The organism is Pseudomonas sp. FSL L8-0168 (genome assembly GCF_037976155.1).
Taxonomy (GTDB): Bacteria; Pseudomonadota; Gammaproteobacteria; order Pseudomonadales; family Pseudomonadaceae; genus Aquipseudomonas; species Aquipseudomonas paracarnis.
In genome coordinates this window covers 4,143,095-4,164,348 of sequence record NZ_CP150262.1, presented here as the reverse complement: position 1 = coordinate 4,164,348, position 21,254 = coordinate 4,143,095, and the positions used below count along the sequence as shown (strand labels likewise).

Sequence of the window (21,254 nt, the reverse complement as noted above, 5' to 3'; positions counted from 1 at the left end):
CCTATTCTTGTTGTTTTCAGCTCAGCGGCCAGTGGTGTTGACAGGCTTGGCGAACGGCCTTGGCGCTGCTCAGGTCGAGCAGCTCAAGGCTCCGTTGCCGGCATTGCGCCGCGTCCAGGTGGCGGACGCGGTCCTTGATTTCGCCGATCTGCGGCGGGCTTACCGACAGCTCGGTGACTCCCAGGCCAACCAGTACTGGCGTGGCCAGCGGATCCGACGCCAGGGCACCGCACACGCCGACCCAACGGCCGTGTTTCGCCGCACCGGCGCAGGTCTGGGCGATCAGCCGCAGCAGCGCCGGGTGCAGCGCGTCAACACGGGCGGCCAAGCCTGCGTGGTCGCGGTCCATGGCCAGGGTGTACTGGGACAGGTCATTGGTGCCGATGGACAAAAAGTCCGCGTGTTCAGCCAACTGTTCAGCCATCAGCGCGGCGGCGGGCACTTCAATCATCACGCCCAGTTCGGGGCGTTGCGTCAGCTCCAACTCCGCGCACAGTTCATCCAGGCGCTGGCGGATCTGCAGCAGTTCATCCACCTCGCTGACCATCGGCAGCAGGATGCGGCAACGCGCCAGCGGGGTAACTTGCAGCAGGGCGCGCAGTTGCTGGTCGAGCAGTTCCGGGCGTACCTGAGCCATGCGAATACCGCGCAGGCCCAGTACCGGGTTGGCCTCGACGGGCAGCGGCAGGTAGTCGAGCTGCTTGTCGCCGCCCACATCGATGGTGCGGATGATCACCGACTTGTCGCCCATGGCATCCAGCACGGCCTGATAAGCCTGGCGCTGTTCTTGCTCATCCGGCGCGGTGCGACGGTCGACGAAGAGGAATTCGGTGCGCAGCAGGCCGACGCCGTCGGCGCCGTTGTCAAACGCCACTTGGGCTTCGGCGCTGGAGGCGACATTCGCCGCGACTTCAACCGTCACGCCGTCAGTGGTGTTCGCCGATTGCCGGGCTTGGACCTGTTGCTGCTGGCGTCGCAACTTCTGTGTTTCGCGAATCTGGTGAACTTCGGCGTGGCGCGCTTCGCTGGGGGCCAGTTCCAGGCGGCCGTTGGCGGCATCGAGCACCACCCGTTGGCCTTGGGGTACGTCGAGCACTTCATTGCCCAGGGCGACGAGACATGGCAGGCCTTTGCCCCGGGCCAGAATCGCCACATGGGAGGTCGCACCGCCTTCGGCCATGCAGATGCCCGCAGCCTGTTGCGCGCTCAATTGCAGGAGGTCCGAAGGTGTCAGCTCATGGGCACTGACAATCGCCCCCGCCGGCAATTCGAAATGCCAGGCTTCACCCAGCAACGCCCTTAGCACCCGTTGTTGCAGGTCGCGCAGGTCGTTGGCGCGCTCGGCAAACAGTGGCTTGCCCAATGCCAGCAGCACGGCGCACTGGGCCTGGATCGCATCCCGCCAGGCGTGGGTGGCGGCGCTGCCCTGTTCGATGGTTGCGCTGGCGGCGTCGAGTAACGTCGGGTCTTCCAGCAGAGCGAGGTGCGCGGCGAAGATCTCCTCTTCTTCGACGTTCTTGCGTTGGCGGGCCAGTTCCAGAGTGTTGCGGATTTCGCCACGCACTTGCTCAAGAGCCACATCCAGTCTTTGCAGTTGTTCGTCGACGTTATGGGGGTCGGTATCTTCCGGCAACTCGATGCCCGCCAGGCGGAACAGCGGCCCACATACCAAGCCCGGCGCGGCGCAGACGCCTTGCAGCACATTGGCTTCGGTATTCGCCCGGCGTGGTGTGGCGGCGACCGGCGTGTGGTGTTCCTCGTGGATCGCCACGGACAGCGCGGCGACCAATGCCTGTAACGCCGCCTCGCCATCCTTGCCGCGACAGCTCACCCGTACCTCGTCACCTTCACCAATACCCAGCCCCATCAGGCCGATCAAGCTGTCGCAAGCCGCCGTCTTATCACCGAAGTGCAGCTGTGACTGGCTGCTGAAACCCTGAGCAGTCTTGCGGATCAGTGCAGCAGGGCGTGCATGCAATCCGCCACGGTGTGTGATGCGCACTGTAGCGCTCACTTGCGCGTCCGAGTTATCCACAGCGGTGTTAACCGGTGCGGATGTGCGCACGGCAATCCGCATCAGCGCGTCACCGACCTTCACCGTCTTGCCTGCAATCGGTTGCAGCTCAAAGCGCTCACTGTTGGTCAGGATGATCAAGCTCACCAGGCTCTTGCACTGGCGCGCAATGCGGTCCAGATCAAACTGCACCAACGGCTGACCCTCGCTCACCCGTGCGCCTTCCTTCACCAGCAAGGCAAAGCCTTCGCCATTGAGTTCCACGGTGTCGATGCCCACATGCATCAGTACTTCGGCACCGTTATCAGCGCGGATGGTCAGGGCGTGCCCGGTGCGGGCGACGTGGATGATCACGCCGTCACAGGGCGCCTGCAGGCAGTCGTTCAGCGGGTCGATAGCGATACCGTCGCCCATGGCGCCGCTGGCGAACACTTCGTCGGGGACGCGGTTCAGGGCCAGCACCGGCCCACTCAAGGGGGCGCTAAGGGTCAATGGATTATTGTTGTTGGGCATGGGCACGGTACTCATCAGGAAAACGCCGCTTTAGTGCGTGCGGGTGACTTTGCTCAGGTGGCGCGGCTGGTCCGGGTCCATGCCCCGTGCCTGCGCCAGGCCGGCGGCCATCACGTAGAAGCTCTGGATCGCCAGGATCGGGTCCAGGCTCGGGTGTTCGGCGCGGCTCAGCGTCAAGTCGCGTTCGGCGATATCGTCCGGCGCGGCCAGCAGCACGCGGGCGCCGCGTTGGCGCATGTCGGCGGCCAGGCTCAGCAGGCCGGCCTGCTCGGCGCCGCGTGGGGCGAACACCAGCAGAGGGTAGTTCTCGTCGATCAAGGCCATCGGCCCGTGGCGCACTTCGGCGCTGCTGAACGCTTCGGCCTGGATCGCCGAGGTTTCCTTGAGCTTGAGCGCGGCTTCCTGGGCGATGGCAAACCCGGCGCCACGGCCGATCACCATCAAGCGCTGGCTGCCTTTGAGGGCGTCGACGGCCAGGCGCCAATCCTGTCTGGCGGCGTCACGCAGGCCCTCGGGCAAGGCCTGACAGGCTTGCAGCAAGTCGGCTTCTTGATTCCAGTGGCCGACCAACTGTGCACTGGCGCTCAGGGTGGCGATGAAGCTCTTGGTGGCGGCCACGCTGAGTTCCGGCCCGGCGCACAGCGGCACATGAAATTCACACGCGGCTTCCAGCGGTGAGTCTTCGGCGTTGACCATCGAGATGCTCAAGGCACCCCGCTTGCGTAGCAGGCGCAGGCTGTTGACCAGGTCCGGGCTCTGCCCCGATTGAGAGAAACCAAACGCCACTTGGCCGCTGACTTTCATCGGCGCCTGCAACAGGGTCACCACCGACATCGGCAGCGACGCCACCGGAATGCCCACGTGTTGCATGGCCAGGTAGGCGAAGTAGCTGGCGGCATGGTCGGAGCTGCCGCGGGCGATGGTCATCGCCACCTGTGGTGGCTGGCGGCGCAGGCGGCCGGCGATTTCTTCCAGCATCGGGTCCAGGCGTTGCAGTTGGGCCGCGACGGCGTCGCAGGAGGCCAGGGCCTCTTCAAGCATTTTTGAAGTCAATGGTGTCTCCTTCGACCATTACGTCGGTGAGTGTCAGGGAGCGGTCCAGGCGCACGCAGTCGGCAAAGCTGCCCGGTTGCAGGCGGCCGCGTTCTTGCAAGCCCAGGTAGTCCGCAGGAAATTGCGACAGGCGTTGTGAGGCTTCACTGATGGGCAGGCCGATTTTCACCAGGTTGCGCAGCGCCTGGTCCATGGTCAGGGTGCTGCCGGCCAGGGTGCCATCGGCCAGGCGCACGCCGCCCAGGCATTTGGTCACGGTGTGGCTGCCCAGCTTGTACTCGCCGTCGGGCATGCCGGCGGCGGCGGTGGAGTCGGTGACGCAATACAGGCAGGGAATCGAGCGCAACGCCACGCGCATGGCGCCAGGGTGCACATGCAGCAAGTCCGGGATCAGCTCGGCGTACTGGGCGTGGGCCAGCGCGGCGCCGACGATGCCGGGTTCGCGGTGATGCAGCGGGCTCATGGCGTTGTACAAGTGGGTGAAACTGGTGGCGCCAGCGGCCAGGGCGGCAACGCCTTCTTCATAGCTGCCCAGGGTATGGCCGATCTGCATGCGCACGCCGCGTTCGCTGAGGGCGCGGATCAGGCCGTCGTGGCCGGCGATTTCCGGGGCGATGGTGATCACCCGGATCGGCGCCAGGCGCAGGTAGGCTTCCACTTCCTGCATCAACGCGGTGTGGGCGAAGTTGGGTTGGGCGCCGAGTTTGCCCGGATTGATGTAGGGGCCTTCCAGGTGCACGCCGAGTACGCGGGCGCTGCCGGCTGGGCGCTGTTCGCAGAACGTGCCGAGCTCACCAAGCACGCGGGAGATTTCTTCCACCGGCGCCGTCATGGTGGTGGCCAGCAGCGAGGTGGTGCCAAAACGCACGTGGGTACGGGTAATGGTCTCGAAGGCGCCCGCACCTTCCATGATGTCCGCGCCGCCACCGCCATGCACATGCAGGTCGATAAAGCCCGGCAGCAGGTAGGGCAGGTCGTTGTCGGCCGGGTCGCACGGCGTGCCGTCAATGGCGACAACCTTGCCGTGCTCGTGCACCAGGCGACCACGCATCCAGCCGCTGGGCGTGAGGATATTGTCTTCAGTCATGGGCAGTTCTCTAAGTTCGCAATTCGGCGGAGTAATCATGGCGGCGCAGTTCTGCGACAAAGTCGTAGTAATCGTTGCGGCAGTAGGTGTCGGTGATTTCAATCGGCGTGTTATCGGCGGTATAGCCCACGCGGGTCATCAGCAGCATGGCGGTGCCGGGGGCGATGCCGACCAGCGCGGCGAACTCATCCGAGGCATTGATCGCCTGGATATGCTGCAAGGCGCGCACGATGGGCTTGCCGATGCTTTCCAGGTATTCGTACAACGAATTGCCGATGGCCTGGGGATGGGGCAACACCGAGGCCGGCATGGCGGTCATTTCAATCGCCATCACCGTGTCATCGGCTTTGCGCAGTCGCTTGAGGCGCGCCACTTTGTCGGTGGGCGACAGGCCCAGGCGGATCAGTTCTTCATGGGTCGGCGGGGTGATGTCGCGCTCCAACCACTGAGACGTGGGCACAAACCCCTTGAGCCGCAGCATTTCGCTGAACCCCGACAGGCGTGACAAGGGTTGTTCCAGGCGCGGCGTGATGAAGGTACCGGAGCCTTGGCTGCGACGGATCAGGCCTTGAGCCAGCAACACTTCCAGCGCTTTACGGGCGGTGACCCGCGAGATGCTCAGTTGCTCGCTGAGGGCGCGTTCCGAAGGCAGGGCCTGTTCGGATTTCCACTGGCCGGCATGGATCGCTGCTTCAAGGCTGCGGGCCAGTTGCAGGTACAGCGGCGTGGATTGCTTATCGTCGGGGCGCAGGGCCAGGATGGGGTTCATCTGTCAGGTTTCCGATGCGTTATTGGAGTGTTGTCGCCCGGTAATGGCCGAAAACTAATACCACTTAAATACCATGTCAATGCTACCAAAACGGTGCGAATCCCGGTTTCAGGGCGCTTTAATGGGGCTTGGTATCAAGTGGTATTAGAGAGGTCTTTGTGGCGCGCACAAGTGCAGGGTCCCGCGCGGTGAACTGGTATTCACCGGCAGGCGCTGCCTGGGGCAGGAATTATTTTCGAATTATTTTACGAACGGCACGCGATTACGGCCGAATCTCGATGAGGGTGCCGTCTTTGACCAGGTTCCACACTTCGCGCATATCCACATTGCGCATGCCGATGCAGCCGTCGGTCCAGTCCAGGGTGTGGAACCACTGTTCCGGGTAGTCTTCGGTGTCGGGGGTGCCGTGGATCATGATCATGCTGCCTGGCTTCACGCCTTCGCGGCGGGCGCGGGCGGCGTCGCTGATGTTCGGGTAGGAAATGTGCATGGCCAGGTTGAAGCGGTCGCTGGTCTTGCGCCAGTCGATCCAGTAGAGGCCTTCGGGTGTGCGGCGGTCGCCTTCGATCAGCTTGTGGCCCTTGGGGTTCTTGCCCAGGGAAATGCGATAGGTCTTGAACGGCTTGCCGTCGTTGATCAGCTGCAGCTGGTGGGCGGACTTGAGTACCAGGACTTTCTCGACCGTTTTACCGCCAAGGGTTTGCACCGTGGAGGCCGGGGACAGCGTGGCGAACGACAGGCAGATCAGAGCAAGCAACCAACGCATTGAAACGGTATCCCTTTGGCGACATTGGCCGGCTTGTTATTGGGCGGGCTTGGACAGCGGTGGCACAGATTCGCTACGTACCGGGTACGCCTGTTGGCGACGGTCAGCGAAGAAGCATTCTAAGGTACGCCCGACCGTGCGGAAAGCCAGCTCGGACCAAGGGATGTCGGCTTCGTCGAACAGCCTCACTTCCAGGCTCTCCTGGCCAGCGGCGAAGTCCAGGTCGATCAGTTCGGCGCGGTAGAAGATATGCACCTGGCTGATGTGCGGCACGTTGATCAGGGTATAGATGCTCAGGTTGCGCACCCGGGCGCAGGCTTCTTCCAGGGTTTCACGCATGGCGGCCTGTTCGACGGTCTCGCCATTTTCCATAAAGCCTGCGGGCAGGGTCCAGTAACCCAGGCGTGGCTCAATGGCGCGGCGGCACAGCAGCACTTGGTCGCCCCATACCGGCACGGTACCGGCGACGATATTGGGGTTCTGGTAATGAATGGTCGAGCAGTGGTCGCATACATAGCGCAGGCGTGCGTCGCCTTCGGGAATGCGTTGGGTTACCGGTTTGCCGCACTGGCTGCAGAAATTCATGCTGGGGTTCCTGGACAATGGGCACATCTTGGCTCGGTGCCGGGCGTTCCTGCAAGTTGTCGTTTCGCGACAGCGCTGCGGTTTTGGGGTTGGGCGCTCGCACGCTTTGGTGCATGATGCAAGGTAGCCAACAGACCGAGATGACTCATGCTGGACGAGCTACTTCGCCGGGTAAGCAACCACACCCCCCACACTCTGGAAACCGACGGGCGTTTCCCCGAGGCTGCGGTGCTGGTGCCGATTACCCGCAGTGACGAACCCGAGCTGATCCTGACCCTGCGCGCCAGCGGCCTGTCGACCCACGGTGGCGAAGTGGCCTTTCCCGGCGGGCGCCGCGACCCCGAAGACCCGGACCTGATCTTTACCGCCTTGCGCGAAGCCGAAGAAGAAATCGGCCTGCCGCCGGGGCTGGTTGAAGTCATCGGCCCGTTGAGCCCGCTGATTTCCCTGCACGGCATCCGCGTAACGCCCTATGTGGGCGTGGTCCCCGATTACGTCGAATACCTGGCCAACGACGCCGAGATTGCCGCCGTTTTCAGCGTGCCTTTGGACTTTTTCCGACAGGACCCACGCGAACATACTCACCGCATTGATTACCAGGGCCGTAGTTGGTACGTGCCCAGCTACCGGTTCGGCGAATACAAAATCTGGGGGCTGACGGCAATCATGATTGTCGAGCTGATCAACCTGCTCTATGACGATGCCAAGATCAGCCTGCACCATCCGCCCAAGAGCTTCATCAATCTATAAGCCATCGTTTAAATGGCATGCCGTGAGGAAAAACCATGAAATACCGCCTGGGCGACGCCCGCGTCGAGACCCATCCCAACAGTTGGGTTGCACCGAATGCCACGCTGGTGGGCAAGGTCAAGCTGGAGGAGGGCGCCAACGTCTGGTTCAACGCGGTGTTGCGTGGCGATAACGAGCTGATCCTGATCGGCAAGAACAGCAACGTGCAGGACGGCAGCGTGATGCACACCGACATGGGCTACCCGCTGACCCTTGGCACCGGCGTGACCATTGGCCATAACGCCATGCTGCACGGCTGCACCGTCGACGACTACAGCCTGATCGGCATCAACGCAGTGATCCTCAATGGCGCCAAGATCGGCAAGCACTGCATCATCGGCGCCAACTCGCTGATCGGTGAAGGCAAGGAAATCCCCGACGGCTCGCTGGTCATGGGTTCGCCGGGCAAAGTGGTGCGTGAGCTGACCGAGGCGCAAAAGCGCATGCTTGAAGCCAGCGCCGCGCACTATGTGCATAACTCGCAGCGTTATGCCCGTGACCTGGTCGAGCAGGAATGAGCACGATTGAACGACCGGTCGCCTCGCCCTGCGTCAGCATTTGCGCACTGAATGATGACGATATCTGCACCGGCTGCCAGCGCAATGTGGATGAAATCACGCGCTGGAGCCGCATGGACAACGCCGAGCGCCGGGTGGTGCTGGGGTTGTGCCATGAGCGGGCGGTGGCGAGTGGGATGATGTGGATGACCCCTGGGAAATCTGGCGCCTGACAGGCCGCCATCGCAGGCAAGCCAGCTCCCACCCTTGATGTGTGAATACCCTCACATGTGGGAGCTGGCTTGCCTGCGATGAGGCCCTGCCAGACGACATCCTTGTAATTGTGTACCCTGTGCGGCATTGCCCACAGGTCCATCCTCCATGTTTTTCCTGATCGCCTACATCAGCAGCGTCGTGCTGATCAACTTCGCCTTCTCCACCGCCCCACACCTGGACATCATCTGGTCCGCCTGGGGCGGCCTGGTATTTATCCTGCGCGACATGGTGCAAACCCGCTTCGGCCATGGCGCAATCATCGCCATGCTGGCGGCACTGGTGCTGTCCTATATCACCTCCGACCCGTCCATCGCCCTGGCCAGTGCCACGGCGTTTGCGGTGTCCGAATGCATCGACTGGCTGGTGTTCAGCATCACCAAGCGCCCGCTGCATGACCGCCTGTGGATAAGTTCGGCGCTGAGCATTCCCCTCGATACCTTTATCTTTTTCGGCCTGATCGGCGCACTGACGCCGGCGGTGGCGGGCACGGCGTTGGTGTCCAAGTTCGCCGGTGTCACCGTGGTGTGGTTGATCATGGCCTGGCGCATCCGCCGACGGGCCATCGCCAACTGAGGCCAATTTTTACAGTTCATGTAAAATGCCGGCCTTTCTCCCCCATGATCCGCTCCCCTGAGGACCTGAGATGACCCGAATCGGAACTCCATTGTCGCCAACCGCGACCCGCGTTTTGCTGTGTGGCTGCGGTGAGCTGGGCAAGGAAGTGGTAATCGAACTGCAACGCCTGGGCGTTGAAGTGATTGCCGTGGATCGCTACGCCAACGCGCCGGCCATGCAGGTGGCGCACCGTAGCCATGTGATCAACATGCTTGACGGGGCCGCATTGCGTGCGGTGATCGAGGCGGAGAAACCGCACTTTATCGTGCCGGAAATCGAAGCCATCGCCACCGCGACCCTGGTGGAACTGGAGGCCGAAGGCTTTACCGTCATTCCGACCGCCCGCGCCACGTCGTTGACCATGAACCGTGAAGGCATCCGTCGCCTGGCCGCCGAAGAACTGGACCTGCCGACCTCGCCATACCACTTCGCCGACACCTTCGAAGCCTACAGTAAGGCTGTCCAGGACCTGGGCTTCCCGTGCGTGGTCAAGCCGGTGATGAGTTCGTCGGGCAAGGGCCAGAGCCTGTTGCGCAGCACTGATGACGTGCAGAAAGCCTGGGACTACGCCCAAGAGGGCGGGCGTGCCGGCAAGGGCCGGGTGATCATCGAAGGTTTTATCGACTTCGACTACGAAATCACCCTGCTGACCGTGCGCCACATCGGCGGTACCACCTTCTGCGCGCCGGTAGGGCATCGCCAGGAGAAGGGCGACTATCAGGAGTCCTGGCAGCCGCAGGCCATGAGCCCGATTGCCCTGGCAGAGTCAGAGCGCGTAGCCAAAGCCGTGACCGAAGCCTTGGGCGGTCGTGGTCTGTTTGGTGTGGAGTTGTTCATCAAAGGCGATCAGGTGTGGTTCAGCGAAGTGTCGCCGCGCCCCCATGACACTGGCCTGGTGACCCTGATTTCTCAGGACCTGTCGCAGTTTGCCTTGCACGCGCGCGCCATCCTCGGCCTGCCGATCCCGTTGATCCGTCAGTTCGGGCCTTCGGCGTCTGCGGTGATCCTGGTGGAAGGGCAGTCCACCCAGACCGCATTCGCCAACCTCGGCGCCGCGCTGAGCGAGCCGGATACAGCGTTGCGTCTGTTTGGCAAACCTGAAGTGAATGGTCAGCGCCGTATGGGCGTGGCACTGGCGCGGGACGAGTCGATTGAAGCGGCTCGTGCCAAGGCGACCCGTGCTTCCAAGGCTGTTGTTGTAGAGCTCTAAGCCTCCACGCTCGTTCCCACGCTTTGCGTGGGAATGCCTCTTGTGACGCTCTGCGTCGCGCTTGGGGACGCAAAGCGTCCCTAACTGCATTCCCACGCAGAGCTTGGGAACGAGCATGGGGTCAGGCGACCTTGTTCAAATCATTATCCCGCGTCTCTTTCAGGCACAGCACTGCAATCAAACTCAGCAACGCTGCTGCCGATACATATCCCCCGACATAACTCAAACCACCCATCGCCACCAGCTTGGTCGCGAAGAACGGCGCCGCCGAGGCCCCCACGATCCCACCCAGGTTATACGCTGCCGATGCACCGGTATAACGCACGCGGGTCGGGAACAATTCCGGCAGCAGGGCGCCCATCGGTGCGAAGGTCACGCCCATCAAAAACAGCTCCAACGCCAGAAACAGCGCCACGGCCCAGGTCGAGCCATGGGTCAGCAGCGGCTCCATGGTAAAGCCCGACAGAATTGCCAGGACCGCGCCGACAATCAGCACCGGCTTGCGCCCGTAGCGATCACTGGCCAAGGCGGCCAATGGCGTTGCCAGCCCCATGAACAGCACCGCAAAGCACAGCAGGCCGAGGAAGGTTTCACGGCTGTAGCCCAAGGTGGAAACGCCGTAGCTCAACGAAAACGCCGTGGTGATGTAGAACAGCGCATAGCACACCACCATCGACGCGGCGCCCAGCAGTACCGGCAGCCAATGCTGGCTGAACAGTTCCACCAGCGGCACTTTCACGGGTTTTTCCTTGGCCACTGCATTGGCGAACACCGGCGTCTCATGCAGTTTGAGGCGCGCATACAGGCCCACCATCACCAGCGCGGCGCTGAGGATGAACGGAATGCGCCAGCCCCAGCTGCGAAATTGCTCGTCATTCAGGCTCATGGCCAAAATCAGGAACAAACCGTTGGCCGCCAGGAAGCCTATCGACGGGCCCAGTTGGGGAAACATGCCGAACCAGGCGCGCTTGCCCTTGGGGGCATTCTCGGTCGCCAGCAAGGCCGCGCCGCCCCATTCTCCACCCAGGCCGAGGCCTTGGCCGAAGCGCAGAACACACAAGAGAATCGGGGCCCAGGCGCCGATGCTGTCGTAGCCCGGCAACAAGCCGATCAAGGTGGTGCACACCCCCATCAGCAGCAGCGAAGCCACAAGGGTTGATTTACGGCCGATGCGGTCGCCGAAGTGACCGAATAACGCCGACCCCAGTGGCCGGGCGATAAAGGCGATGCCGAAGGTCAGAAACGACGCCAGCATCTGTGCGGTGCCAGAGGTCTGTGGGAAAAACACCGGGCCGATCACCAGAGCGGCAGCCGTGGCGTAGATGTAGAAATCGTAGAACTCAATGGCGGTGCCGACGATGCTCGCGGTGGCGACGCGGGCGGTCGAGTTGGCAGGTGCGGCGCTCGCGGCCTCTTGGTAGGTGGTGCTCATAACGTTATCCCTGACGGTTATTGCGCGTTTGGACGCGGATTATTATTGGTCGAACACCCATGGATCAGGGCTATGCGCGGAGCGGCTCGGGATGGGAGCAAACGCCGGTCGGACATGGTAAGGCGGTGCCAGGACACGCTGAGTGCGGGTAGCACGCGGTCGGGCGGGGCTTGGGTAAGCCGCAGGGATTATAGGAAGGGGGCTAAGGATCCAACAAGGGGCTGGTGAGGATCTATGGCCTGGAACTGGATCAATGTGGGAGCTGGCTTGCCTGCGATAGCATCACCTCGGTTCAACTGAAGGACCGAGTCGCCTGCATCGCAGGCAAGCCAGCTCCCACATTGACCGGGTTGAGCCTGCTGAGGTCAGGCGGCCACTGGCACGTGGCTGGTATGCCAGATCAATACTTTGCTCACCCGGTTGTCCTCGGTCTCGAGAATTTCCAGGCGATAGCGGCCGACTTTCAGGCACACCGCGCAATCGGGGATGGTTTCCAGCGCTTCGGTCACCAGGCCGTTGAGGGTCTTGGGACCGTCGCTGGGCAGGTGCCAGCCCAGGCTTTTGTTCAGTTCGCGGATCGAAGCGGCGCCGTCGATGATGTAGCGGCCATCGGGCTGGGCTTCGATATGCGGGTTATCCACCGCCTGATCGCTTTCGAATTCGCCGACGATCTCTTCCAGAATATCTTCCAGGGTGACGATGCCCAGCACTTCACCGTACTCGTCCACCACCATGCCCAGGCGCCGCTGTTGTTTGTGGAAGTTCAGCAGTTGCAGCTGCAACGGCGTGCTTTCCGGCACGAAGTAAGGCTCGTGGCAGGCGGCGAGCAGGGCCTCTTTGGTCAGGCTGGCGTCAGGCAGCAGGTGTTGGACCTGCCGGGTGTTGAGCACGGCCTGCACCTGGTTGATGTCGCTGTGGAACACCGGCAGGCGTGTGCGCGGCGAGGTGCGCAACTGTTCGATGATGTTTTCTATTGGCTCATCGAGGTTGATGCCGTCCACTTCACTGCGCGGCACCAGGATGTCGTTGACCGTGATGTTGTCCAGGGCATGGATACCGGGCAGGCCGGGAGTGCGGTCGGCGTCGGTATCGGGCTCTGGGTTGTCATCATGGTCGGGCAGGGGCTCGTCGCTGTTTTTCGCCACGCCGGATTTGCGTGCAAACGGGCGCAATAACAGCAGGCTGATGCCATTGAGCAGCCAGGCCAGGGGGTAGAGGATTTTCAGCGGCACGCCCAGCAATGTATTGCCAAAGCCCAGCACTGCCTGAGGGTGACGGGTGGCCAGGGCGCGGGGCAGGTAGTCGGCCAACACCAGCAGCGCTGCGCAGGAAATCAGCCAGCCTAGCCAGGGCCCGTTTTCTGCCCAGGCATAGATTGCCAGCAGGGTGCAAAGAATCACCACGGCGGCGCGACACAGGCTGTTGCACAGGATCAGGCTATGGCGCGGGAAGCTCAGGCGGGCGGCCGCCTTGTCGCCCTGGCGGGTGCCAGGGCGCAGGGCCAGCAGGTGTTGTTGCGCAGCTTCTATGGCAGTAAACAGCGCCGCCCACAAGATCAGCAGGGCAATTACGGCGAGCATCGGCCCTAAGGGCAAGTTGTCCATGATCACTGCCCGTCAGATATGCAGGATGTATTCGCGAACCAGCTTGCTGCCGAAATAGGCCAGCATCAACAGGCAGAAACCGGCCAGGGTCCAGCGGATGGCCTTGTGCCCGCGCCAGCCGAGGCGGTTGCGCCCCCACAGCAGCACGCTGAACACGACCCACGCCAGGCACGCCAGCAAGGTTTTATGGACCAGGTGCTGGGCAAACAGGTTCTCGACGAACAGCCAGCCGGAGATCAGCGACAGTGACAGCAGGGTCCAGCCGGCCCACAGGAACCCGAACAGCAGGCTTTCCATGGTTTGCAGGGGCGGGAAGTTCTTGATCAGCCCCGACGGGTGCTTGTGCTTGAGCTGGTGATCCTGCAGCAGCAGGAGCAGGGCCTGGAACACCGCGATGGTGAACATGCCGTAGGCGAGGATGGACAGCAGGATGTGGGCGAGGATGCCCGGCTCCTCGTCGATCACCTGTACGGTGCCAGTAGGGGTGAATTGCGCCAGCAGCACCGTGAGCATTCCCAGGGGGAATAGCAGCACCAGCAGGTTCTCCACCGGAATCCGGTAGCAGGCCAGCAGCGTCAGCGCGATGACGGCCGCGGCGATCAGGCTGGCGGCGCTGAAAAAGTCCAGGCCCAGGCCGACCGGGGTCATCAGGTGGGTGAACAGGCTGGCGGCATGGGCTAGCAGGGCCAGCACGCCAAGGCCGACGAGCAGACGTTTGTCCGCTTTGGCGCCTTGGGCCAGACGAGTGCCCTGATAGAGTGTCGCAGCGGCATACAAAATGGCGGCGGCGAGGCTGGGTAGCAAACTGGGTGACAAGGGGAGCATAAATCCTGGTAGGCAAGCCCGAAAGGCGTTGAGTTTGGCACACACCTGCGTTGCACGAAAGACTCCCGGGCCAGACAGCGGGTGTGCATGGGCGCAGTCTTCGCTATAATCCGCGACCTGCCCACGCCGCAGGCTCGGCGAACGCTGTTTTTAATAGCGATTTCCCCCAGCCTGGGCCGCCATTACCTCGGTCTACCTGCATTTCGATGAATAGGGCCTGAAAGGATCGCGCATGTTTGAAAACTTGACTGACCGTCTCTCGCAGACGCTGCGCCACGTTACCGGCAAGGCCAAGCTGACCGAGGACAATATTAAAGACACCCTGCGTGAAGTGCGCATGGCGTTGCTGGAAGCCGACGTGGCTTTGCCGGTGGTGAAGGACTTCGTCAACTCGGTCAAGGAACGTGCGGTCGGCACCGAAGTGTCCCGCAGCCTGACCCCGGGCCAGGCCTTTGTGAAGATCGTCCAGGCCGAGCTCGAAAGCCTGATGGGCGCGGCCAACGAAGACCTGAACCTCAGCGCCGTGCCGCCAGCCGTCGTGCTGATGGCGGGTCTGCAAGGTGCGGGTAAAACCACCACCGCCGGCAAACTGGCGCGCTTCCTTAAAGAGCGCAAGAAGAAATCCGTGATGGTGGTATCGGCCGACGTGTACCGTCCGGCGGCCATCAAGCAGTTGGAAATGCTCGCGGGCGAAGTGGGCGTGACCTTCTTCCCGTCCGACCTGAGCCAGAAGCCGGTCGACATTGCCAACGCGGCTATTAAAGAAGCCAAGCTCAAGTTCATCGACGTGGTCATCGTCGATACCGCCGGTCGCCTGCACATCGACGAAGAGATGATGGGCGAGATCAAGGCGCTGCATGCCGCGATCAACCCGGTCGAGACCCTGTTCGTGGTCGACGCCATGACCGGCCAGGATGCGGCCAATACCGCCAAGGCCTTTGGTGACGCACTCCCGCTGACCGGCGTGATCCTCACCAAGGTCGACGGCGACGCCCGTGGCGGTGCCGCGCTGTCGGTACGTGCCATTACTGGCAAGCCGATCAAGTTCATCGGTATGGGCGAGAAGAGCGAAGCGCTCGAGCCGTTCCACCCTGAGCGTATCGCCTCGCGCATCCTCGGCATGGGTGATGTGCTCAGCCTGATCGAGCAGGCCGAAGCCACGCTCGACAAGGACAAGGCCGACAAACTGGCCAAGAAGCTGAAGAAGGGCAAGGGCTTCGATCTCGAAGACTTCCGCGACCAGCTGCAACAGATGAAGAACATGGGCGGCCTCGGCGGCCTGATGGACAAGCTGCCCAACATCGGCGGTGTGAACCTGGCGCAAATGGGCAACGCCCAGGGCGCGGCAGAGAAACAGTTCAAGCAGATGGAAGCCATCATCAACTCCATGACCCCGGCCGAACGCCGCGACCCTGAGCTGATCAGCGGTTCGCGCAAGCGCCGGATCGCCATGGGTTCCGGCACCCAGGTGCAGGACATCGGTCGCTTGATCAAGCAGCACAAGCAGATGCAGAAGATGATGAAGAAATTCTCCGCCAAGGGCGGTATGGCCAAGATGATGCGCGGCATGGGCGGTATGTTGCCCGGCGGCGGCATGCCTAAAATGTAAAGTATTCGAGCGCAAGCCTTGCTTGCGCTCCGCCCCACAGGGATGTGGGATCTCCAGCAAACCCGCCGTTGGCGGGCGCTGACTCGCCGTTTTAACCGACGGCTCTATAGCAGATCTGAATGGCACGCTGATAGGCGCCAGAAAAAGACATTTGCAAAAGTCCGGATATTCCTTAGAATATGCGGCCTTTCGGGCACCTATGCCCGCTGTGCATTTAGATTTGCAGCACCGACTACAGGAACGATGTTCACATGCTAACAATCCGTCTTGCCCTTGGCGGCTCCAAAAAGCGCCCGTTTTACCACTTGACCGTAACCGACAGCCGCAACCCGCGTGACGGTTCGCACAAGGAACAGGTTGGTTTCTTCAACCCTGTTGCTCGTGGTCAAGAAGTTCGTCTGTCCGTGAACCAAGAGCGCGTAGCCTACTGGCTGAGCGTTGGCGCACAGCCATCCGAGCGCGTTGCAAAACTGTTGAAGGACTCGGCTAAGGCCGCAGCCTGAGCAATATGAACGCGACGCCAGCTGTTGCTGATGATTTGATCGTTATCGGCAAGATTTACTCTGTTCATGGCGTTCGCGGCGAAGTGAAGGTGTATTCCTTTACTGATCCGACTGAAAACCTGTTGCAGTACAAAACCTGGACGCTCAAGCGCGAAGGGAGTGTGAAGCAGGTTGAGCTGGTCAGTGGACGCGGGAGCGACAAGTTCCTGGTCGCAAAGCTCAAGGGTCTTGATGATCGTGAAGAAGCTCGTCTTCTGGCCGGTTATGAGATCTGCGTGCCGCGCAACCTGTTCCCTGAATTGACCGACGGCGAGTACTACTGGTACCAGCTCGAAGGTCTGAAGGTTATTGATCAACTCGGGCAATTGCTGGGGAAAATCGATCATCTTCTGGAAACCGGCGCCAATGATGTAATGGTGGTCAAGCCTTGCGCTGGCAGCCTGGATGACCGTGAACGCCTGTTGCCCTATACCGAGCAATGCGTGTTGGCCGTCGACCTGGCAGCGGGCGAGATGAAGGTGGAATGGGACGCGGACTTCTAAGCGTGGCTAATTTGCGCATTGAAGTGATCAGTTTGTTTCCCGAGATGTTTTCCGCCATCAGCGAGTACGGCATCACCAGTCGGGCGGTGAAACAGGGGCTGTTGCAGCTCACCTGTTGGAACCCGCGAGACTACACGACGGATCGACATCACACTGTGGACGATCGCCCATTTGGCGGTGGCCCGGGCATGGTGATGAAGATCAAGCCCCTGGAAGATGCGTTGGTTCAGGCCAAGGCAGCCGCCGGGGAGAAGGCGAAGGTAATTTACCTGTCCCCTCAAGGCCGTCAGCTGAAACAGGCGGCGGTACGCGAACTGGCGAATGAGGAAAGTTTGATCCTGATTGCCGGTCGCTATGAAGGCATTGACGAGCGTTTTATTGAAGCTCATGTCGATGAAGAGTGGTCGATTGGGGACTATGTCCTGTCTGGCGGCGAGCTGCCGGCGATGGTCCTGATAGATGCGGTTACACGACTGCTGCCCGGAGCTTTAGGGCATGCGGACTCCGCGGAGGAAGATTCCTTCACGGATGGTTTGCTGGATTGCCCGCACTACACCCGTCCGGAGGTGTATGTGGATCAGCGTGTTCCCGACGTATTGCTAAGTGGCAATCACGCACACATCCGGCGTTGGCGTTTACAGCAGTCCCTTGGTCGGACCTATGAACGACGCGCCGATCTTCTGGAAAGCCGCTCGCTTTCTGGAGAAGAGAAGAAGCTGCTCGAGGAATACATCCTCGCGCGGGACGATAGTTAACAACGTATCGATGGTAGGTCCATTGACTTACCTTAGGAGCACAGCATGACTAACAAAATCATCCTTGCACTCGAAGCAGAGCAGATGACCAAAGAGATCCCTACCTTTGCCCCGGGCGACACCATTGTCGTTCAGGTGAAAGTGAAGGAAGGCGACCGTTCGCGTCTGCAAGCGTTCGAAGGCGTGGTAATCGCCAAGCGTAACCGTGGTGTGAACAGTGCTTTCACTGTTCGTAAAATCTCCAACGGTGTTGGCGTAGAGCGTACTTTCCAGACCTACAGCCCGCAAATCGACAGCATGGCCGTCAAGCGTCGCGGTGACGTACGTAAAGCCAAGCTGTACTACCTGCGTGACCTGTCCGGTAAAGCAGCTCGCATCAAGGAAAAACTGGCTTAAGTCCAGCTTCCCGATGCAGAAAAAAGCAGCCTACGGGCTGCTTTTTTGTGCCTGAAATTTGCCTATCTGCCGGTATTGACCCATGACCACCCGCCTCGAAGAAATCCAGCGCCGCACCGACCTGTCCGTCACCCACGTGACCAAGGCCGTGTTCCCGCCCACCACCAACCATCACAACACCCTGTTCGGCGGCACTGCCCTGGCCTGGATGGACGAAGTGTCGTTCATCACCGCCACGCGTTTCTGTCGCTTACCTTTGGTGACGGTCTCCACCGACCGTATCGACTTCAACCATGCGATCCCGGCTGGCTCTATCGTTGAGCTGATCGGTCGGGTGATCAAGGTCGGCAACACCAGCCTCAAGGTCGAGGTTGAAGTGTTCGTCGAGAGCATGAGCGCTGATGGCCGTGAAAAGGCGATCCAGGGCGTATTCAGCTTTGTCGCGATTGACGCAGATAAACGCCCTGTCCCAGTACTGCCTGGCTTTGTTGACTGATTACTCGGCGGTGCTGGCCTGCGGTTGAATGACCGCCAGCAAGGTCCAGCCCGCTACGGGCTTCAAATTGCTCTCGGGCGAGACCACGTGCACCCAGCCGCTGGTGTCCCTGGCAAACAGCAAGGTGGCGCGCTCGCCGTGCAACGCCTGGTACTGCTCCCAGCCAAAGCCGTCGGTGAGGTTGGTGCTATACAGTTCGGCGCCCTGGCCCAACAGGCTGGCCAGTTTGGTGTAGCTCAAAGGTTGGCTGCCCAGCAAATGGCCACGGTGTTCATGGCTGGCCTTGTGCTTGTCGGTGCGACGGTTTTCCTGGCTGCTGGCCAGGGCGAACAGGCGATGGCCGAAGTCATGGCGAAAACGCATGGTGGCCAAGGCATTCAGTTCGCCAGAAGGCGAGAGGGCGAGCAGGTGCCCCAGGCCGACCAGGTCCAGATGGGATTCGGCATGCTGGGAGGCCGGGTTGCCGAAGTACGTAGGCAAGCCTTCCATACGACTGGCGCGGATGTTTTCCCAGCTGGAATCCGTTAGCAACACGCGGCTGCCCAATTGCTGCAACGCCTTGCCGAGTGCTCGCGCCGGGCCGTTCGCACCCACGATCAAAAAGCCGCTAGGCGCCGGCTCAGCGACTTTGAGCAGGCGGGCCAAGGGGCGTGCCGTGGCGCTTTGCAGCACCACGGTGCCGATGATCACCGCGAAGGTCAGCGGCACCAGCAACAACGCGCCTTCGTGGCCAGCCTCATCCAGGCGGATCGCAAAGATCGCTGACACCGCCGCCGCCACAATGCCCCGTGGGGCGATCCAGGCCAGCAGTGCGCGCTCGCGCCAGTTCAACCCCGAGCCAAAGGTCGAAAGCGCCACGTTCAACGGGCGTGCAATGAATTGGATGATCAACAGCAGGATCAACACGAACGGCCCCAGGGCGATCATGGCGTTCAGGTCCAGGCGTGCCGCCAGCAGGATAAACAGCCCGGAAATCAGCAACACGCTGAGGTTTTCCTTGAAGTGCAGGATGTGCCGTACATCCACGCCTTTCATGTTCGCCATCCACATGCCCATCAGCGTGACCGCCAGCAGGCCGGACTCATGCATCACCTGGTTGGAAGCGATGAAGATACCCAGCACGCCCGCCAGTGTCGCCAGGTTATGCAGGTATTCCGGCAACCACTGGCGGCGCATGATCTGCCCCAGTACCCAGCCACCGGCGATGCCGAACAGGCTGCCGCAGAGGATGACGCCGCCGAAGGTCAGCAGGCTGTGGCTCAAACCATCGCCCGATGCGCTGGCGATGATGAAGCTATACACCACTACCGCCAGCAGCGCGCCAATCGGGTCGATGACGATGCCTTCCCAGCGCAGGATATTGGCGATGGAGGCTTTGGGGCGTACCACGCGCAGCATGGGCACGATCACGGTTGGCCCGGTCACCAGAGTCAGCGTGCCGAACAGCAGCGCCAGCATCCAGTCAAAACCCAGCAGCCAGTGGGTGGCCAGGGTGATCACTGCCCAGGTTGACAGGGCGCCAACCGTGACCAGGCGATGCACCACGCTGCCGATTTCCTTCCACTCCGACAGGTGCAGGGTCAGGCTGCCTTCAAACAGGATCAGCGCCACTGCCAATGACACCAATGGCATCAACAGAGGGCCGAACATTTCCTGCGGGTCGAGCCATCCGAGTATCGGCCCTGCCAGAATCCCGCTCAGCAGAAGAAACAGAATCGCTGGCAGTTTCAGGCGCCAGGCCAGCCACTGGCAGCCGAGTGCGGCCACGCCAATGCCGCCAAAAGCCAACAAAATCTGTTGTTCGTTCATTAAAGCTTCCTGTTCCTTGAAATAGCGGGCTATGAAAGACTAATGGCTCTTGTCACAGTTCCTTAAATAATACGCGTATTGCCTTGTGCTAAGTCGCTTGAGTGCCCATGCCTGCCATTGACCATCCCCTGATCGACCGCTTCCTCGACGCCCTCTGGTTGGAAAAAGGCCTGTCGGACAACACACGCCAGGCGTACCGCAGCGACCTGGCGCTGTTCAACGGCTGGCTGCAGGAGAAAAACCTCGAACTGATCAATGCCGGGCGCGAGTTGATCCTCGATCACCTGGCCTGGCGCCTGGAGCAGAACTACAAACCGCGCTCCACTGCGCGATTCCTCTCCGGCGTGCGTGGCTTTTATCGCTACCTGCTGCGGGAAAAACTCATTGCCGTCGACCCGACCCTGCAAATCGACATGCCGCAACTCGGCAGGCCGTTGCCCAAATCCTTGTCGGAAGCCGACGTCGATGCCTTGCTCGCGGCCCCGGACCTGAGCGAGGCCATCGGCCAGCGCGACCGCGCCATGCTTGAGGTGCTGTATGCCTGCGGCTTGCGCGTCACCGAACTGATCAGCCTGACGCTGGAGCAGGTCAACCTGCGCCAGGGCGTGTTGCGCGTGATGGGCAAGGGCAGCAAGGAGCGGCTGGTGCCCATGGGCGAGGAGGCGATTGTGTGGGTCGAGCGCTACATGCGCGATGCGCGCCACGAACTGCTCGGTGGGCGCCCCAGCGACGTGCTGTTCCCCAGCCAGCGCGGCGAGCAGATGACCCGCCAGACCTTCTGGCACCGCATCAAGCACCAGGCCAAAGTGGCCGGGATCGGCAAGGCGCTGTCACCCCACACCTTGCGCCATGCCTTCGCCACCCACTTGCTCAACCACGGCGCGGATTTGCGCGTGGTACAGATGCTGCTCGGCCACAGCGACTTATCCACAACCCAGATCTACACCCATGTGGCGCGCGCACGTTTGCAGGATATGCACGCCAAGCATCACCCGCGCGGATAAAACCGTCAGAAATGGCCCATTTTACCTGTCGCGGTCTGCCCTCCCGCCCAACTGTGGTAGGCTTTGCCGGTTCGCAAAGGGGACGGCATCCATTGTGGTCCAGAT

Annotated in this window: 22 protein-coding genes; 12 read left to right on the top strand and 10 right to left on the bottom strand. The window is 61.6% G+C overall.

Translation table 11 applies throughout. The features are described from left to right. Positions 1-16 precede the first annotated feature (16 nt). The 6 genes from ptsP to MHH62_RS19015 all read right to left on the bottom strand — a co-directional run bounded on the left by ptsP (position 17) and on the right by MHH62_RS19015 (position 6,787). The gene (ptsP, locus tag MHH62_RS19040) at positions 17-2,527 is read right to left on the bottom strand and encodes a phosphoenolpyruvate--protein phosphotransferase (protein ID WP_032902705.1); all 2,511 of its coding nucleotides are present in this window, start codon (positions 2,525-2,527) and stop codon (positions 17-19) included. A gap of 30 nt (positions 2,528-2,557) precedes the next feature. Next, positions 2,558-3,580, bottom strand: a complete 1,023-nt coding sequence (locus MHH62_RS19035; RefSeq protein WP_014719792.1) for an SIS domain-containing protein — start codon at positions 3,578-3,580, stop codon at positions 2,558-2,560. Continuing rightward, entirely contained in the window at positions 3,561-4,667 is a 1,107-nt protein-coding gene (nagA, locus tag MHH62_RS19030) for an N-acetylglucosamine-6-phosphate deacetylase (protein ID WP_014719791.1), read from the bottom strand. The genes MHH62_RS19035 and nagA overlap by 20 nt, the downstream gene beginning before the upstream one ends. A gap of 10 nt (positions 4,668-4,677) precedes the next feature. Beyond that, a complete protein-coding gene (locus tag MHH62_RS19025; RefSeq protein WP_003193978.1) occupies positions 4,678-5,436 on the bottom strand; it encodes a GntR family transcriptional regulator in 759 nt (252 codons plus the stop codon). Positions 5,437-5,698: 262 nt separating this feature from the next. Beyond that, on the bottom strand, positions 5,699-6,202 hold the full coding sequence (locus MHH62_RS19020; RefSeq protein WP_014719790.1) for a L,D-transpeptidase family protein: 504 nt from the start codon (positions 6,200-6,202) through the stop codon (positions 5,699-5,701). Positions 6,203-6,238: 36 nt separating this feature from the next. Further along, positions 6,239-6,787, bottom strand: coding sequence for an NUDIX hydrolase (locus tag MHH62_RS19015; RefSeq protein WP_003193976.1), 549 nt, complete (start codon positions 6,785-6,787; stop codon positions 6,239-6,241). 147 nt (positions 6,788-6,934) lie between these two features. On the opposite strand from MHH62_RS19015, the gene MHH62_RS19010 reads away from it, so the two are divergent. The 5 genes from MHH62_RS19010 to purT all read left to right on the top strand — a co-directional run bounded on the left by MHH62_RS19010 (position 6,935) and on the right by purT (position 10,174). Beyond that, entirely contained in the window at positions 6,935-7,537 is a 603-nt protein-coding gene (locus MHH62_RS19010) for a CoA pyrophosphatase (protein WP_014719789.1), read from the top strand. A 35-nt stretch (positions 7,538-7,572) separates the two neighbouring features. Next, positions 7,573-8,094, top strand: a complete 522-nt coding sequence (locus MHH62_RS19005) for a gamma carbonic anhydrase family protein (protein ID WP_014719788.1) — start codon at positions 7,573-7,575, stop codon at positions 8,092-8,094. Beyond that, on the top strand, positions 8,091-8,306 hold the full coding sequence (locus MHH62_RS19000) for a DUF1289 domain-containing protein (RefSeq protein WP_032902707.1): 216 nt from the start codon (positions 8,091-8,093) through the stop codon (positions 8,304-8,306). The genes MHH62_RS19005 and MHH62_RS19000 overlap by 4 nt, the downstream gene beginning before the upstream one ends. A gap of 148 nt (positions 8,307-8,454) precedes the next feature. Continuing rightward, positions 8,455-8,922, top strand: coding sequence for a preQ0 transporter (locus MHH62_RS18995; RefSeq protein WP_166406480.1), 468 nt, complete (start codon positions 8,455-8,457; stop codon positions 8,920-8,922). A 70-nt stretch (positions 8,923-8,992) separates the two neighbouring features. Continuing rightward, positions 8,993-10,174, top strand: coding sequence for a formate-dependent phosphoribosylglycinamide formyltransferase (gene purT, locus MHH62_RS18990; RefSeq protein WP_032902708.1), 1,182 nt, complete (start codon positions 8,993-8,995; stop codon positions 10,172-10,174). Positions 10,175-10,295: 121 nt separating this feature from the next. Here purT and MHH62_RS18985 read toward each other — a convergent pair whose 3' ends face one another. The 3 genes from MHH62_RS18985 to ccsA all read right to left on the bottom strand — a co-directional run bounded on the left by MHH62_RS18985 (position 10,296) and on the right by ccsA (position 14,026). Next, on the bottom strand, positions 10,296-11,606 hold the full coding sequence (locus MHH62_RS18985) for an MFS transporter (RefSeq protein WP_003193968.1): 1,311 nt from the start codon (positions 11,604-11,606) through the stop codon (positions 10,296-10,298). A gap of 365 nt (positions 11,607-11,971) precedes the next feature. Continuing rightward, positions 11,972-13,210 carry a transporter associated domain-containing protein gene (locus MHH62_RS18980; protein ID WP_003193967.1) on the bottom strand — a complete coding sequence of 413 codons (1,239 nt, stop codon included), beginning with the start codon at positions 13,208-13,210 and terminating at the stop codon, positions 11,972-11,974. Between the two features lie 12 nt (positions 13,211-13,222). Beyond that, positions 13,223-14,026, bottom strand: a complete 804-nt coding sequence (gene ccsA / locus MHH62_RS18975; RefSeq protein WP_019817239.1) for a cytochrome c biogenesis protein CcsA — start codon at positions 14,024-14,026, stop codon at positions 13,223-13,225. A gap of 241 nt (positions 14,027-14,267) precedes the next feature. Between ccsA and ffh the strand changes: the two genes are divergently transcribed. From ffh to MHH62_RS18945, 6 genes are all read left to right on the top strand, one after another. Continuing rightward, positions 14,268-15,644, top strand: a complete 1,377-nt coding sequence (gene ffh, locus MHH62_RS18970; protein ID WP_003193965.1) for a signal recognition particle protein — start codon at positions 14,268-14,270, stop codon at positions 15,642-15,644. Positions 15,645-15,895: 251 nt separating this feature from the next. Next, the gene (gene rpsP / locus MHH62_RS18965; RefSeq protein ID WP_003175899.1) at positions 15,896-16,147 is read left to right on the top strand and encodes a 30S ribosomal protein S16; all 252 of its coding nucleotides are present in this window, start codon (positions 15,896-15,898) and stop codon (positions 16,145-16,147) included. 5 nt (positions 16,148-16,152) lie between these two features. Further along, a complete protein-coding gene (rimM, locus tag MHH62_RS18960) occupies positions 16,153-16,689 on the top strand; it encodes a ribosome maturation factor RimM (RefSeq protein ID WP_003175898.1) in 537 nt (178 codons plus the stop codon). Further along, positions 16,671-17,444, top strand: coding sequence for a tRNA (guanosine(37)-N1)-methyltransferase TrmD (gene trmD / locus MHH62_RS18955; RefSeq protein WP_153475158.1), 774 nt, complete (start codon positions 16,671-16,673; stop codon positions 17,442-17,444). The genes rimM and trmD overlap by 19 nt, the downstream gene beginning before the upstream one ends. 45 nt (positions 17,445-17,489) lie before the next feature. Then, on the top strand, positions 17,490-17,840 hold the full coding sequence (gene rplS, locus MHH62_RS18950) for a 50S ribosomal protein L19 (RefSeq protein ID WP_003175895.1): 351 nt from the start codon (positions 17,490-17,492) through the stop codon (positions 17,838-17,840). Between the two features lie 82 nt (positions 17,841-17,922). Beyond that, entirely contained in the window at positions 17,923-18,336 is a 414-nt protein-coding gene (locus MHH62_RS18945; protein WP_003193963.1) for an acyl-CoA thioesterase, read from the top strand. Here the strand turns inward: MHH62_RS18945 and MHH62_RS18940 are convergent, their stop codons facing one another. Then, entirely contained in the window at positions 18,337-20,145 is a 1,809-nt protein-coding gene (locus MHH62_RS18940) for a sodium:proton antiporter (RefSeq protein ID WP_020301361.1), read from the bottom strand. 107 nt (positions 20,146-20,252) lie between these two features. Here MHH62_RS18940 and xerD point away from each other — a divergent pair, with 107 nt between their 5' ends. Then, positions 20,253-21,149, top strand: coding sequence for a site-specific tyrosine recombinase XerD (gene xerD, locus MHH62_RS18935; protein WP_020301360.1), 897 nt, complete (start codon positions 20,253-20,255; stop codon positions 21,147-21,149). Positions 21,150-21,254: the final 105 nt, after the last annotated feature.

Excerpts from the sequence above, each read along its gene's own strand:
- ptsP (WP_032902705.1), bottom strand. The coding sequence starts at position 2,527 with ATGCCCAACAACAATAATCCATTGACCCTTAGCGCCCCCTTGAGTGGG.
- nagA (WP_014719791.1), bottom strand. The coding sequence starts at position 4,667 with ATGACTGAAGACAATATCCTCACGCCCAGCGGCTGGATGCGTGGTCGC.
- MHH62_RS19025 (WP_003193978.1), bottom strand. The coding sequence starts at position 5,436 with ATGAACCCCATCCTGGCCCTGCGCCCCGACGATAAGCAATCCACGCCG.
- MHH62_RS19020 (WP_014719790.1), bottom strand. The coding sequence starts at position 6,202 with ATGCGTTGGTTGCTTGCTCTGATCTGCCTGTCGTTCGCCACGCTGTCC.
- MHH62_RS19015 (WP_003193976.1), bottom strand. The coding sequence starts at position 6,787 with ATGAATTTCTGCAGCCAGTGCGGCAAACCGGTAACCCAACGCATTCCC.
- MHH62_RS19010 (WP_014719789.1), top strand. The coding sequence starts at position 6,935 with ATGCTGGACGAGCTACTTCGCCGGGTAAGCAACCACACCCCCCACACT.
- MHH62_RS19005 (WP_014719788.1), top strand. The coding sequence starts at position 7,573 with ATGAAATACCGCCTGGGCGACGCCCGCGTCGAGACCCATCCCAACAGT.
- MHH62_RS19000 (WP_032902707.1), top strand. The coding sequence starts at position 8,091 with ATGAGCACGATTGAACGACCGGTCGCCTCGCCCTGCGTCAGCATTTGC.
- MHH62_RS18995 (WP_166406480.1), top strand. The coding sequence starts at position 8,455 with ATGTTTTTCCTGATCGCCTACATCAGCAGCGTCGTGCTGATCAACTTC.
- purT (WP_032902708.1), top strand. The coding sequence starts at position 8,993 with ATGACCCGAATCGGAACTCCATTGTCGCCAACCGCGACCCGCGTTTTG.
- MHH62_RS18985 (WP_003193968.1), bottom strand. The coding sequence starts at position 11,606 with ATGAGCACCACCTACCAAGAGGCCGCGAGCGCCGCACCTGCCAACTCG.
- MHH62_RS18980 (WP_003193967.1), bottom strand. The coding sequence starts at position 13,210 with ATGGACAACTTGCCCTTAGGGCCGATGCTCGCCGTAATTGCCCTGCTG.
- ffh (WP_003193965.1), top strand. The coding sequence starts at position 14,268 with ATGTTTGAAAACTTGACTGACCGTCTCTCGCAGACGCTGCGCCACGTT.
- rpsP (WP_003175899.1), top strand. The coding sequence starts at position 15,896 with ATGCTAACAATCCGTCTTGCCCTTGGCGGCTCCAAAAAGCGCCCGTTT.
- rimM (WP_003175898.1), top strand. The coding sequence starts at position 16,153 with ATGAACGCGACGCCAGCTGTTGCTGATGATTTGATCGTTATCGGCAAG.
- trmD (WP_153475158.1), top strand. The coding sequence starts at position 16,671 with ATGGGACGCGGACTTCTAAGCGTGGCTAATTTGCGCATTGAAGTGATC.
- rplS (WP_003175895.1), top strand. The coding sequence starts at position 17,490 with ATGACTAACAAAATCATCCTTGCACTCGAAGCAGAGCAGATGACCAAA.
- MHH62_RS18945 (WP_003193963.1), top strand. The coding sequence starts at position 17,923 with ATGACCACCCGCCTCGAAGAAATCCAGCGCCGCACCGACCTGTCCGTC.
- MHH62_RS18940 (WP_020301361.1), bottom strand. The coding sequence starts at position 20,145 with ATGAACGAACAACAGATTTTGTTGGCTTTTGGCGGCATTGGCGTGGCC.
- xerD (WP_020301360.1), top strand. The coding sequence starts at position 20,253 with ATGCCTGCCATTGACCATCCCCTGATCGACCGCTTCCTCGACGCCCTC.